This window comes from Phenylobacterium sp., assembly GCF_036563285.1.
Classification (GTDB): Bacteria; Pseudomonadota; Alphaproteobacteria; order Caulobacterales; family Caulobacteraceae; genus Phenylobacterium.
In genome coordinates this window covers 680,350-692,338 of record NZ_DATCMR010000011.1, presented here as the reverse complement: position 1 = coordinate 692,338, position 11,989 = coordinate 680,350, and the positions used below count along the sequence as shown (strand labels likewise).

Genomic DNA, 11,989 nt, shown 5'->3' with positions numbered 1-11,989 from the left:
GTGATCCTCTCCAAGCGCCCCGACATCGAACGCTTCCTGAAGTCGCCCGATGCGGCGATCCGCGCCGCCGTGATCTACGGCCGTGATCTGGGCGTCGTCCGCGACCGCGGCCACCAGCTCGCCGCCAGGATCGCCAAGGACCCGGACGATCCCTTCGATGTCGCCCAGCTCACCGACGGCGACATCGACGGCGACGCGGGCCGCCTGGAGGGCGAGCTCGCCGCCCAGTCCCTGATGGGCGGCCGCCGCCTGGTTCGGCTGCGGCTGACCACCGACAAGGCCGGCCCCGACAAGGTCGCCGCCGAGGCGCTGACCCGCCACGCCGCCGGCGAGCTCAACCCCGACGCCTTCCTGATCGTCGAGGCCGGCAACCTCGGCAGGGACTCGGCGCTGCGGAAGGCCGCGGAGAAGGCGCCGGGCGCGGCCGCCATCCCCTGCTACGAGGACGAGCCCGGCGACGTGGCCCGCCTGGTCCGCGAGACGCTCGCCAAGGACAACGTCAGCCTAAACGCCGATGCGCTGTCGCTGTTCGTCGCCCGGATGCCGAAGGAGCGCGGCGTCGCCCGCGCCGAGATCGAGCGGCTGGCGCTCTACCTCGGCCCGGGCTCGAACACCGTGGCGACGCCCGCAGACCTGGAGCCCTTCCTCGGCGTCGAGCCCGAGGCCTCCCTCGCCGACGCCGCCTCCGACGCCTTCGGCGGCCGCCTCGCCGACGCCCAGGCCGGCCTGCGCCGCGCCGCACAGGAAGGCGAGGCCGGCCCCGCCGCGGTCCGCGCCATCGGCATGCACCTGGGCCGCCTGCGCCGCACGCTCACGCTCGCCAAGAGCGGCGCGGGCCTGCAGGAGGCGGCCAAGGCCTCGGGCGTGTTCTGGAAGCAGGAGCGCGAGTTCCTGCGCCAGGCCCGCACCTGGACCCTGGACGAGCTGGACAGGCTGCAGCCCGACGTGCTCGCCGCCGACAAGGCCTGCAAGACCGCGGGCTCCCCCGATCAGCTGATCGCTGAGCGCCTGGCGCTCACCGTCGCCGGCCGCGCCCGGCGCCTGGGCCTCTGAACGGCGAAATTCGGCGGAAATGAATTGATGGCGTAACCTTAGGGCAAGCGGGCCACAGACGCCCGCGGGGAGGACTATCGATGTTCAGCCGCTTCCTGGCCGCGGGCGCCCTCGCGATCCTGCTGTCGAGCCCAGCCCTGGCCCTCGACAGGGCTCCGAAGCCGCCGCCCACCAGCTACAAGGCGCCGCGCGCCGCCGACGGCCACCCGGACCTGCAGGGCACCTGGACCAACGCCACCCTCACCCGCCTGGAGCGAGACGCGAAGTTCGGCTCACGCATTGAGCTGACGCAGGCCGAGGTGGACGCCCTGGAAGGGCGCAACAAGCAGCTGATCGAGCTGGGCAACCGCCCCACCAATCCCAACGCCACGGTCGCCGACCTGCCGGCCGACTGCTCGGGCGGGCGCGGGCGGGACTGCAACTACAACGCCGCCTGGACCGATCCGGGCACGGTGGTCATGCGGGTGGCCGGCAAGCCGCGCTCGGGCTTCATCACCACCACGCCCAACGGCCGCATCCCGGCGATGACCAAGGAAGGCCAGGCCCGTATGCAGGCGGCCATGTCCCGCCGCGGCCGGGGAAGCATCAACGACAATCCCGAGACCCGCTCCCTCGGCGAGCGCTGCATCCTGTCCTTCGGCAACTCCGCCGGGCCGGTGATGCTGCCGCTGCTGTACAACAACACCTACGAGATCGTGCAGACCAAGGACCACGTCGCCATCGTGGTGGAGATGGTCCACGACGTGCGCAACGTGCGCATGAACGCCAAGCACCTGCCCGCCTCGATCCGCCCGTACATGGGCGACTCCATCGGCTGGTGGGAGGGCGACACCCTGGTCATCGAGACGACCAACTTCCACCCGGCGCAGAACTTCCGCGGCGCGTCCGAGAACCTGAAGGTCACCGAGCGCCTGACCCGGGTCGCCCCGGACCGGATCCACTATTCCTTCTGGGTGGAGGACCCGACCACCTGGGTCGAGCCCTGGGGCGGGGAGTACGAGTTCGGCAAGTCGAACGGCGCGCTCTACGAATACGCCTGCCACGAGGGCAACTACGGCCTGGAGAACATCCTCTCCGGCGCCCGGAGCGAGGAGCGCACGGGCGTCAAGACCGCCCCCACGAACATCGACCAGGCTGGCGGCGAAGACGGCGGCGACGAGAGCTAGCCACGCGCAGGAACCCTCTCCCAACGGGAGAGGGTAGGGTGAGGGCGGCTCCACGCCTCGGCTGACTGGAAGAGGGGACGGGTACCCCTTCCTCAGCCGCTCCCGCTATGCCTTCCGCCTTGGACGGGTTGACGGTACTTGGTGTTCTCCTATTGTTCTCACATGGCCAAGGTCCGCAGCACCCGCTCCGCCCTGCTGCTAAAGCGCGCCCGCTCCATGCGTCGGGAGCCCACCCGAGCCGAGGCCCGCCTCTGGGAAGCGTTGCGAGGCAAGCGGCTCGGCGAGTTGAAATGGCGACGCCAAGCGCCGGTCGGACCGTTCATCGCCGACTTCGTCTGCTACGCCGCCCGGCTCGTCGTCGAGCTCGACGGAGAAGCGCACGAAGGGCGCGCGACCGGCGACGCGGATCGAACCATGGTGCTGGATACGTTCGGTTTTCGCGTCGTTCGCTTCAGCAATGACGAGGTGCTCGGTGACCTCGGTGGCGTCTGCGAGCGCATTCTCACGGCGTGTGGCGGGGAGCGCCCGCCCCTCGGCGGGGTAGCGGCCACCTCGGCGCCGCCCTCCCCCTGCCCCCTCCCGTTGGGAGGGGGTGTCTGACGCTAGATCCGAGTCAGCTTACGGCAGAGCTCGTCGAGCTGCTCGAGCGTGGCGTACTTGATGCGCACCTCGCCCGCGCCGCCGCGGTCGGCGATGTCGACGCTCATGCCGAGCACGTCCTCGAGGTCCGCCTCGAGCGCCGCGGTGTCGGTGTCCTTCGGCGCGCGGCGGGGACCGGAGGCCTTCTTCGGCCCGGCCGCCTTGGCGCGCACGAGGTTCTCGGTGTCGCGCACCGACAGCCCGCGGGCCACCACCTGCTCGGCGATGGCCTCCTGGTCGTCCGACGCCAGGATCGCGCGGGCATGGCCGGCGGTCAGCCGGCCGTTCAGCACGTGCTCCTGCACCGGCTGCGGCAGCTGCAGCAGGCGAAGCGTGTTGGCCACGTGGCTGCGGCTCTTGCCGACGGCGGCGGCGGCCTTCTCCTGGGTGTAGCCCATCCGGCCCATCAGTTCGTCGTAGGCGCGGGCCTCCTCCATGGCGTTGAGGTCGCTGCGCTGGACGTTCTCGACGATGGCGATCTCGTAGGCGCGGTGGTCGTCCAGCTCCCGCACCAGGGCCGGGATCGCCCCGACGCCCGCCCGCTGGGCCGCCCGCCAGCGGCGCTCGCCGGCGACGATCTCGAACTCGCCGGCCTTCGAAGGCGATGGCCTCACCAGGATCGGCTGCAGCACGCCCGAGGCGCGGATCGAGGTCTCCAGCTCCGCCAGCTCGGCCTCGTCGAAGTGCTGCCGCGGCTGGCCCGGATTGCGGTGGATCAGTTCGATGGGGATCTCGCGCGCGCCCTCGGTGGGGCGGCCCTCGACGGCGGCGACGGCCGGCGCGTCCTCCTCGCCCAGCAGGGCCGACAGCCCCCGTCCAAGTCCCCTGCGGCCCTCGGCCATCTTCGTCCCTCTCCTCAGGCGGCCTGCTGGCGGCGCGCGCGCTCGCGCAGCACCACCTCGCGAGCGAGCTTCAGATAGGCCTGGCTGCCCGCGCACTTCAGATCATACACCAGCGCCGGCTTGCCGAACGACGGCGCCTCCGAGACCCGCACGTTGCGGGGGATCACCGTCTGGTAGACGGTCTCCCCGAAGTGGCCGCGGACGTCGCGCGCCACCTGTTCCGACAGGCTGTTGCGGCGGTCGTACATGGTCAGAACGATGCCCTGGATCTCCAGGTTCGGATTGAGGCTGCCCCGCACGAGGTCGATGGTGCGCATCAGCTGGGTCAGACCCTCCAGGGCGAAGAACTCGCATTGCAGGGGCACCAGCACCGCGTCGGCCGCCGCCATGGCGTTGACGGTCAGGAGGTTCAGCGACGGCGGGCAATCGATGAGGACGTAGGTGTAGGCGTGGCTCTCCCGCACGGGATTCAGCGCGTCGCGCAGCTTGAATGAGCGCCGGGGCGCGTTGCCCAGCTCCAGCTCGATGCCGGAGAGGTCCGGGTCGGCGGGCACCAGGTCCAGGCCCGGCAAGGCGGTGTGCACCACCGCGTCGGCCACCGGCCGCTCGCCCATCAGCACGTCGTAGAGGGTGGTCTTGCGCTGCGCGCGGCCGACGCCGAGGCCGGTCGACGCGTTGCCCTGAGGATCGGAGTCGATCAGCAGCACGCGCTCGCCGACCGCGGCCAACGCCGTGCCCAGGTTGATGGCGGTCGTCGTCTTGCCGACGCCGCCCTTCTGGTTGGCGACGACGAGCACGCGCATGGGGCGCGTGTTTTGGGGGCGGTCAGACTTGCCGGGCACGCCTCAGCCTCCTCACCCGCACGATACGGCCTCTCTCGTCGCTCAGGGAGGGGACGACGTCCGCCTCCATCTCCCAATATGTTGTAGCCTCTTCCAGTTCCGACGCAACATCTTGACCTTTCAGGAAAAGACCCGTCGCGCCGGCCTGCAGGTATGGCCGGGCATACCCGAGCAGGCGGTGAAGGGGCGCACAAGCCCGCGCCGTCACGATGTCCACAGTGAGCTTCAGGTTTTCCGCCCGTTCGTTGTGCACCGTCGCGGGCAGCTGCAGTTCGCCGACCACTTCGGAGAGGAAGCGGCAGCGCTTGGCCATGCTCTCCACCAGATGGACGTGGAAACCGTCGCGCCCCTTGCCCAGGATCGCCAGCACCAGGCCGGGAAAGCCGGCCCCCGCGCCGAGGTCGGCCCAGGTCCCGGCGTCCGGCGCCAGGGGCAGCAGCTGGGCGGAATCCCAGGCGTGCCGGTTCCAGAACTCGGGCAGGGTCTTGGGCCCGACCAGGTTCATCTTCTCGTTCCAGTCGGTGAGGATCGCCAGGAACCGCTCCAGGTCAACGACTTGGCTGTCCGTCGCCCCGGTTGCCGCGGCAAAGCTCTCGCGGTCGGAGACCTCCACGGCCTCAGGCCGCGCGGCGGCGGACATGGGCGAGCAGGGCGGTGAGCGCTCCCGGGGTGACGCCTTCGACCCGCGCGGCCTGGCCAAGCGTCAGTGGCCGGACGGCGGCCAGCTTCTCGCGCACCTCGTTCGAGAGGCCCCCGACGGTTCCGTAGTCCAGTTCCGCCGGCAGCCGCAGGTCCTCGTCGCGGCGGAAGGCCTCGGCGTCGGCCGCCTGGCGGTCCAGGTAGCCGGCATAGCTGGCGTCGATCTCCACCTGCTCGCGCACCGCCGGGCTCCAGCCGGCGATCTGCGGCCACACCCGCGCCAAGTCGTCGAAACTGATCGTCGGATAGGCCAGGATCTGGGTCAGGTTGCGGCGCTGGCCGTCCGCCTTCACCGGCAGCCCTGCCTTCTGCGCCTCCGCGGGCGTGAGCGTCAGCGTGGCGGCCTCGGCGCGCGTCGCGGCAAGCTCGATCGCCTTCGTCTGGAACGCCTTGGCCCGCTCAGGTCCCACGACGCCGAGCGCGATCCCCTTCCCCGTCAGCCGCTGGTCGGCGTTGTCCGCCCGCAGCGTCAGGCGGAACTCGGCCCGGCTGGTGAACATGCGATAGGGCTCGGTGACCCCGCGGGTCACCAGGTCGTCGATCAGCACGCCGATATAGGCCTCGTCGCGGGCGAACTGCGCCGGCTCGTGCCCGGCGGCCGCGCGCGCGGCGTTCAGCCCGGCTACCAGCCCCTGGGCGCCGGCCTCCTCGTAGCCCGTCGTGCCGTTGATTTGGCCGGCCAGGTAGAGCCCCGGCAGCGCCTTCACCTCCAGCGTCGGGAAGAGCTCGCGCGGATCGACGTAGTCGTATTCGATGGCGTAGCCGTAGCGCTTCACCCGCACCTGCTCGAGGCCGGGGATGGTGCGCAGGAACAGGTCTTGGGTCTCCTCGGACACCGAGGTCGAGATGCCGTTCGGATAGACGGTGTCGTCGTCCAGCCCCTCCGGCTCCAGGAAGATCTGGTGGCTGGTCTTGTCGCGGAAGCGCACCACCTTGTCCTCGATGGACGGACAGTAGCGGGGGCCGCGCCCGGTGGCGCGCCCGCCGTACACCGCGGATTCCGTGAGCCGTTCAGCGATGATCCGATGGGTCTCTTCGGTCGTGTAGGTGATCCCGCATTTCACCTGGGGCGTCGTGATCTTCTCCGTCAGGAAGGAGAACGGGACGGGCTCGTCGTCGGCCGGCTGCATCTCGAGCCGGTCCCAGGCGATGGTCGAGCCGTCCAGCCGCGCCGGCGTGCCGGTTTTCAGCCGGCCCATCCTCAGGCCGAGCGAATAGAGCCGGTCGGAAAGGCCGATGGCAGGCGCGTCGCCGACCCGGCCGGCGGGGATGCGCTCCTCGCCGCGATGGATGACGCCCTTCAGGAAGGTGCCGGTGGTCAGCACCACGCGGCCCGCGCTGTACGCCGCCCCGCTGGCGCCGACGACGCCGGCCACCCGGCCGTCCTCGACGATCAGGTCCTCCACCGCCTCGGCCACGATCTCCAGGTTCGGCGTGGCGGCGAGTTCCGCCTGCATGGCCTCACGGTAAAGCTTGCGGTCGATCTGCGACCGGGGACCCCGCACCGCCGCGCCCTTGGACCGGTTCAGCATCCGGAACTGGATGCCGGCCCTGTCGGCCAGCCGGCCCATCAGGCCGTCCAGCGCGTCGATCTCCCGGACCAAGTGGCCCTTGCCGAGCCCGCCGATGGCGGGGTTGCAGCTCATCTCGCCGATCGTCTCGATCTTGTGCGTGAGCAACAGGGTGCGCGCACCGACCCGGGCGGCCGCAGCGGCCGCCTCGCATCCGGCGTGTCCGCCGCCGATGATGATCACGTCCCAGGTCAAAACGGGTCTCGGCGCTCGAAAGAGCGGCTCATATAGGCGATCGGGAGGCCCGCGTCACCGACTGCGGCGCGCGGAACGAAGGCAGCGGCTACAGTCAAGTTGCTGCGCCGCACAACCTGCGATGTTTCACGTGAAACATTGTCGCAGGGGCGCGCACCTGGCGGTCATTTTCCGATGCAGAAAGTTGAGAAGATCCGCCCGAGCACCGCCTCCGGATCGATGCGGCCCGTAATGCGGTCGAGCGCCCGAGCCGCCAGCCGCACATCTTCGGCGGCCAACTCCAGCGATTCCTCGTGCCGAAGCGCACTGTGCAGGCGCTCGGCGGCCTCCTCCAGCAAGTCGCGATGGCGCAGGCGGGTCGCCGCAGGGGGCTCGGAGCCGGCGAGGCGCTCGACCACCCGCTCCGCCAGGGTCGCCTCCAGCCAGCCGAGGTCGCTCGGCCCTCGGGTGGTGAACTCCGCCGACGGGATGCGCAGCCGCCTGGCCTGTTGCGCCGCCCACGCGCCGGCGGGTCCGTTGGCGAGGTCGCGCTTGGTGATCAGGCAGAGGTCTCCCTCTCCCAGCTCCAAGGGGACCGTGGGGATTTCCCCGCTCGAGCCGTCCACCAGCCACAGCCGCAGGTCGGCCGCCGCCGCCCAGGCCCGCGCGCGCCGCACGCCTTCCGCTTCGATCTCGTCGAAGGTCTCCCGCAGGCCGGCGGTGTCGGCCATCAGCACCTTGTAGCCGGCGAACACCATCGGGACCTCGATGACGTCGCGCGTTGTGCCCGGCGTCGCCGTGACGATCGCCGCCTCCCGGCGCGCCAGCGCGTTGAGCAGGCTGCTCTTCCCCGCGTTCGGCGCGCCCAGCAGGGCGATCCGGAAGCCCTCGCGCACCCGCTCGCCGCGCTCGGCGTCGGCTGCGGCCGCCTCCAGTTCCTTGAGCAGCCCCTGCAGGATCGGGCGCGCGCGGCCGGCGACGTCCGCCGGGACCTCCTCGTCGGGGAAGTCGACGGCGGCCTCGAACATCGCCAGCGCCTCTTCCAGCGCCTCGCGCCAGCGGGCCTGCACCTCGGACAGCCGCCCGCCCAGCTGGTCCAGCGCCTGGCGCCGCTGCGCCTCGGTCTCGGCGTTGACCAGGTCCGCCACACCCTCGGCCTGGGCCAGGTCCAGCTTGCCGTTCTCGAAGGCGCGCCGGGTGAACTCCCCCGGTTCCGCCAGCCTCAGCTCCAGGGCGGCGAGCGCCGCGACCAAGGCGCCCACCACGGCCGGCCCCCCGTGCACGTGGAACTCGGCGGAGTCCTCGCCCGTGTAGCTGCCCGGCCCCGGAAACCAGAGCACCAGCGCCCTGTCGATTTCGCGGCCCCTGCCGTCCACGAGGCGGCGCACGCTCGCGCGCCGAGGCTCCGGCACGTCGCCGGCCAGGGCGCGCACCGTCTCCTGCGCCTTCGGCCCCGAGATCCGCATCACCGCCACGGCCGAGCGGCCGGGAGCCGACGCGGGCGCGAAGATGGTGTCGCTCATTCCTTCGGCCGGGCGCCGCCCATGCTGCCTTCCATCATCCGCCGGAACTGCTCCTGCGCCCCCTGCCCCATGGCCAGCCAGTTCTTCAGGAAGTCCTCGGGGTTGAGCAGGCTGATATTGGCGTCGACGCGCTTCTGCATCTCGCCGACCAGGTGCTCGTTCAGCGGGGTGATGTCGGGCAGGCCCATGAACCGCCGGGCCTCCTCGGGCGTGCAGTCCACCTCGATCGTCATCTTCATGGCCGCGCCTTTTTCAATTCTTGTGGCCGCCTGCCGGCCTCTCTGGCTAGTAGCGCAGCACGTCGCGTCTTTGAACGGGAGAGGCTCCACATGGGCGAACGGATCACCATCACCACCCCGGACGGGGCATTCGAGGCCTATCTTGCCAAGCCTGCGAGCACCCCTGCGCCGGTGATCGTCGTGATCCAGGAGATCTTCGGCGTGAACGCGGTGATGCGCGAGATCACCGACGGTCTCGCGGCCCAGGGGTTCCTGGCCGTCTGCCCTGACCTGTTCTGGCGGATCGAGCCCGGCATCGACATCACGGACCAGTCGGAAGCCGAGTGGAAGCGGGCCTTCGAGCTGTTCAACGCCTTCGACGTCGACGCCGGCGTTCGGGACATCCAGGCCACCATCGAGGCGGTGCGCGACCGGCCGGACTGCACGCGACGCGTCGGGGCGGTGGGCTTCTGCCTCGGCGGGCTGCTTGCCTTCCTGACCATCGCGCGCACCGACGCCGACGCCAGCGTCTCCTATTACGGCGTGGGCATCGAAAACCGGGTGGGCGAAGCCGTGAAGACGGCCAAGCCGCTGCTGCTGCACATTGCCGAGGAGGACCAGTTCGTGCCGAAGGAGGCCCAGGCGGCTATTCGGGAGGCGCTGAACTCCAACCCGATGATCACGATCTTCTCCTATCCGGGCCGCGACCACGCCTTCGCCCGGGTGGGCGGCCAACACTACCACGAGGCGGACGCCCGGCTCGCCGGTCAGCGCACCCTCGAGTTCTTCAAGACGCAGCTGACTGCCTGATGCGCGCCGTCCGCTTCGAACAGACCGGCGGTCCGGAGGTCCTCCAGCTCGCCGAGGTCGCAACCCCGCAGCCCGGTCCGGGTCAGATCCTGATCCGTCACCAGGCGATCGGCATCAACTTCATCGACACCTACCACCGCACCGGCCTCTACCCGGTGAAGCTGCCGTCCGGCATCGGCATGGAGGCCGCCGGCGTGGTGGAGGCGGTGGGCGAAGGCGTCACCCGGTTTCGGGCGGGCGACGCCGCGGCCTACAACGGGGTGATGGGCGCCTACGCCGACTTCGCCGTCGTCCCCGCGGCGCGCGCCGTGAAGCCGCCGGCCGGGGTGGACTCCCACCGCGCCGCCGCCGCCCTGCTGAAGGGGATGACCGCGGAGTTCCTCCTGCGGCGGTGCTACCGGATCGAAGCGGGCGACACGATCCTCGTCCACGCCGCGGCCGGCGGCGTTGGCCAGATCATGGTGCAGTGGGCGAAGGCCCTCGGCGCGAAGGTGATCGCCACGGTCGGCGACCAACGGAAGGCGGAACGGGCGCGCGAGCTGGGCGCCGACCACACCATCCTCTACCGCGAGCAGGACGTGGCCGCCGAAGTCCGCCGGCTGACCGACGGCAAGGGCGTGCCGGTGGTCTACGACAGCGTGGGCAAGGACACCTTCGAGGCCAGCCTGGCGAGCCTCGCCCGTCGCGGCATGCTGGTCAGCTTCGGCAACGCCTCCGGCCCGGCCCCCGCGGTGGAGCCCTCGCGGCTGCAGCGGGGCGGCTCGTTGTTCCTGACCCGGCCGACCCTCTTCGACTACACCGTCACGACCGAGGAGCTGGACGAGAGCGCCAGCGCGCTTTTCGAGATGATCGGCTCGGGGAAGGTGCAGATCGAGATCGGCCAGACCTTCCCGCTGGCCGAAGCGCGGCGCGCACACGAGGCCCTTGAAAGCCGTCAGACCATCGGGTCGACCCTGCTCATCCCGTAGGGCCAAGCGCGCCTAAACGCACGAGAGGCGGTAGTGTTTCACGTGAAACACGGTAGGGCCGAAAAAAACATGATCAGGCGGGTGTTCGTCACGGCGGCAGGCGCACTGCTCGGAGCGGTTGGACTGAAGGCGAAAGCCCAGCTGGCGACGCCCTGGTCCGTGCCGGCTGACGCCGAGATCCGGCGTATCCTGGTCGAGCGGATAGATACCCAGAAATCCGGCGTCGGGATCGTCGTCGGCGTGACCGGTCCGACCGGCCGGCGGCTGGTGAGTTATGGCGTCCGGGCTCCCGGTGACGCTGCTTCGCTCGACGGCCGGACGGTCTTCGAGATCGGCTCGATGACCAAGGTCTTCACCTCGCTGCTGCTCGCCGGCATGGTCCGCAAGGGCGAGGTGGCGCTGGACGATCCCGTGGCGAAATACCTGCCGCCGGACGTGAAGGTCCCCCAGCGCGGCGGCAAGCAGATCACCCTCGTGGACCTCGCCACCCACACCTCGGGGCTCCCGAGCGTACCGCCCGATTTCAGCCCCGGCGACGGCGACAACCCCTATGCCGACTTCACCGTGGAGAAGCTCTACGCCTTCCTCGGCGCTTACGAGCTGCCGCGGGACATTGGGGCCCTCTACGCCTACTCCAACATTGGCGCCGGCCTGCTGGGTCAGGCGCTCGCGCGCCGCGCCGGGTCGGATTACGATACGCTGGTGAAGCGCCGGATCACCGGGCCGCTCGGTATGGCCGACACGGCCATCAGGCTCACGCCTTCCATGCGCAGCCGCCTGGCCGCGCCGTTCGATGGCGCCCTGCAGCCGGCGAAGAACTGGGACCTGCCGACGATCGCCGGGGCTGGCGCCCTGCGCTCGACGGCGGACGACATGCTGACCTTCCTGGAGGCGGCTATCGGGATGAAGCCCTCGCACCTGAAGCCCGCCTTCGACGACCAACTGAAGGTTCGCCGACAGGCGTCGCCCAACATGGACGTGGCGCTGGGCTGGCACGTGGCCAGGAGCCCGCGCGGCGAGATCGTCTGGCACAACGGCCGCACGGGCGGGTACCGCAGCTTCATGGCCTTCAACCCGGCGACGCGCGAGGGCGTGGTGGTGCTGACCAACGCCGCCACCCTGCGTGGCGGCGACGACATTGGCATGCACGTGCTGGCCGGGGCGCCGCTGGCCCCTGCCCCGCCGGCGCCGGTCGCGCGCAAGGTCGTGCCGCTGACTCAAGCCCAGGCCGAGGCCCTCGTGGGGCGGTACCAGCTGGCGCCGGGCGTGGTGGTGACGGTGACGCGGGAGGGCTCCCGGGTGTTCGCCCAGCTCACCGGCCAGGGCCGCGCCGAGATCTACCCGGAGAGCCCGACGCGGGTGTTCTGGAAGATCGTCGACGCGCAGGCCTCGTTCGAGCTCGGCCCCGACGGCCGCGCCGCCCAGCTGACCCTGCACCAGAACGGGCGCAACACCCCTGCCCCGCGCATGCCCTGAACCGCGCG

The 11,989-nt window shown here is 70.8% G+C and carries 12 protein-coding genes; 6 read left to right on the top strand and 6 right to left on the bottom strand.

The window, feature by feature from the left end:
- The 3 genes from holA (at window position 1) to VIL76_RS14105 (ending at window position 2,819) form a co-directional block, all read left to right on the top strand.
- Window positions 1-1,053: a DNA polymerase III subunit delta gene (gene holA / locus VIL76_RS14115; protein ID WP_332045668.1), complete on the top strand. Its 1,053-nt coding sequence runs from the start codon at window positions 1-3 to the stop codon at window positions 1,051-1,053.
- Window positions 1,054-1,133: 80 nt separating this feature from the next.
- Window positions 1,134-2,219: a hypothetical protein gene (locus VIL76_RS14110; RefSeq protein WP_332045667.1), complete on the top strand. Its 1,086-nt coding sequence runs from the start codon at window positions 1,134-1,136 to the stop codon at window positions 2,217-2,219.
- Window positions 2,220-2,381: 162 nt separating this feature from the next.
- On the top strand, window positions 2,382-2,819 hold the full coding sequence (locus tag VIL76_RS14105) for an endonuclease domain-containing protein (RefSeq protein WP_332045666.1): 438 nt from the start codon (window positions 2,382-2,384) through the stop codon (window positions 2,817-2,819).
- Window positions 2,820-2,821: 2 nt separating this feature from the next.
- On the opposite strand, the gene VIL76_RS14100 is transcribed toward VIL76_RS14105, so the two are convergent.
- The 6 genes from VIL76_RS14100 to VIL76_RS14075 form a co-directional block, all read right to left on the bottom strand.
- Window positions 2,822-3,700, bottom strand: coding sequence for a ParB/RepB/Spo0J family partition protein (locus VIL76_RS14100; RefSeq protein ID WP_332045665.1), 879 nt, complete (start codon window positions 3,698-3,700; stop codon window positions 2,822-2,824).
- 14 nt (window positions 3,701-3,714) lie between these two features.
- Window positions 3,715-4,503 (bottom strand): ParA family protein, encoded by a 789-nt coding sequence (locus VIL76_RS14095; protein ID WP_332045664.1) that lies wholly within the window; start codon window positions 4,501-4,503, stop codon window positions 3,715-3,717.
- 22 nt (window positions 4,504-4,525) lie between these two features.
- Complete coding sequence (rsmG, locus tag VIL76_RS14090) at window positions 4,526-5,182, bottom strand: 16S rRNA (guanine(527)-N(7))-methyltransferase RsmG (protein WP_332045663.1); 657 nt, start codon at window positions 5,180-5,182, stop codon at window positions 4,526-4,528.
- The gene (gene mnmG / locus VIL76_RS14085) at window positions 5,160-7,007 is read right to left on the bottom strand and encodes a tRNA uridine-5-carboxymethylaminomethyl(34) synthesis enzyme MnmG (RefSeq protein WP_332045662.1); all 1,848 of its coding nucleotides are present in this window, start codon (window positions 7,005-7,007) and stop codon (window positions 5,160-5,162) included. The genes rsmG and mnmG overlap by 23 nt, the downstream gene beginning before the upstream one ends.
- Before the next feature lie 164 nt (window positions 7,008-7,171).
- Window positions 7,172-8,509: a tRNA uridine-5-carboxymethylaminomethyl(34) synthesis GTPase MnmE gene (mnmE, locus tag VIL76_RS14080; protein ID WP_332045661.1), complete on the bottom strand. Its 1,338-nt coding sequence runs from the start codon at window positions 8,507-8,509 to the stop codon at window positions 7,172-7,174.
- Complete coding sequence (locus tag VIL76_RS14075) at window positions 8,506-8,748, bottom strand: DUF6489 family protein (RefSeq protein WP_332045660.1); 243 nt, start codon at window positions 8,746-8,748, stop codon at window positions 8,506-8,508. The genes mnmE and VIL76_RS14075 overlap by 4 nt, the downstream gene beginning before the upstream one ends.
- 90 nt (window positions 8,749-8,838) lie before the next feature.
- On the opposite strand from VIL76_RS14075, the gene VIL76_RS14070 reads away from it, so the two are divergent.
- The 3 genes from VIL76_RS14070 to VIL76_RS14060 all read left to right on the top strand — a co-directional run bounded on the left by VIL76_RS14070 (window position 8,839) and on the right by VIL76_RS14060 (window position 11,981).
- Window positions 8,839-9,537 carry a dienelactone hydrolase family protein gene (locus VIL76_RS14070; RefSeq protein WP_332045659.1) on the top strand — a complete coding sequence of 233 codons (699 nt, stop codon included), beginning with the start codon at window positions 8,839-8,841 and terminating at the stop codon, window positions 9,535-9,537.
- Window positions 9,537-10,505: a quinone oxidoreductase gene (locus tag VIL76_RS14065; protein WP_332045658.1), complete on the top strand. Its 969-nt coding sequence runs from the start codon at window positions 9,537-9,539 to the stop codon at window positions 10,503-10,505. The genes VIL76_RS14070 and VIL76_RS14065 overlap by 1 nt, the downstream gene beginning before the upstream one ends.
- Before the next feature lie 69 nt (window positions 10,506-10,574).
- Window positions 10,575-11,981: a serine hydrolase gene (locus VIL76_RS14060; RefSeq protein ID WP_332045657.1), complete on the top strand. Its 1,407-nt coding sequence runs from the start codon at window positions 10,575-10,577 to the stop codon at window positions 11,979-11,981.
- Window positions 11,982-11,989 lie beyond the last annotated feature (8 nt).

What these genes read in the sequence shown, in the direction of transcription:
- mnmE (WP_332045661.1), bottom strand. Translation starts at nt 8,509, where the DNA reads ATGAGCGACACCATCTTCGCGCCCGCGTCGGCTCCCGGCCGCTCGGCC.
- VIL76_RS14110 (WP_332045667.1), top strand. Translation starts at nt 1,134, where the DNA reads ATGTTCAGCCGCTTCCTGGCCGCGGGCGCCCTCGCGATCCTGCTGTCG.
- VIL76_RS14060 (WP_332045657.1), top strand. Translation starts at nt 10,575, where the DNA reads ATGATCAGGCGGGTGTTCGTCACGGCGGCAGGCGCACTGCTCGGAGCG.
- VIL76_RS14070 (WP_332045659.1), top strand. Translation starts at nt 8,839, where the DNA reads ATGGGCGAACGGATCACCATCACCACCCCGGACGGGGCATTCGAGGCC.
- rsmG (WP_332045663.1), bottom strand. Translation starts at nt 5,182, where the DNA reads ATGTCCGCCGCCGCGCGGCCTGAGGCCGTGGAGGTCTCCGACCGCGAG.
- VIL76_RS14075 (WP_332045660.1), bottom strand. Translation starts at nt 8,748, where the DNA reads ATGAAGATGACGATCGAGGTGGACTGCACGCCCGAGGAGGCCCGGCGG.
- VIL76_RS14065 (WP_332045658.1), top strand. Translation starts at nt 9,537, where the DNA reads ATGCGCGCCGTCCGCTTCGAACAGACCGGCGGTCCGGAGGTCCTCCAG.
- VIL76_RS14105 (WP_332045666.1), top strand. Translation starts at nt 2,382, where the DNA reads ATGGCCAAGGTCCGCAGCACCCGCTCCGCCCTGCTGCTAAAGCGCGCC.
- VIL76_RS14095 (WP_332045664.1), bottom strand. Translation starts at nt 4,503, where the DNA reads ATGCGCGTGCTCGTCGTCGCCAACCAGAAGGGCGGCGTCGGCAAGACG.
- VIL76_RS14100 (WP_332045665.1), bottom strand. Translation starts at nt 3,700, where the DNA reads ATGGCCGAGGGCCGCAGGGGACTTGGACGGGGGCTGTCGGCCCTGCTG.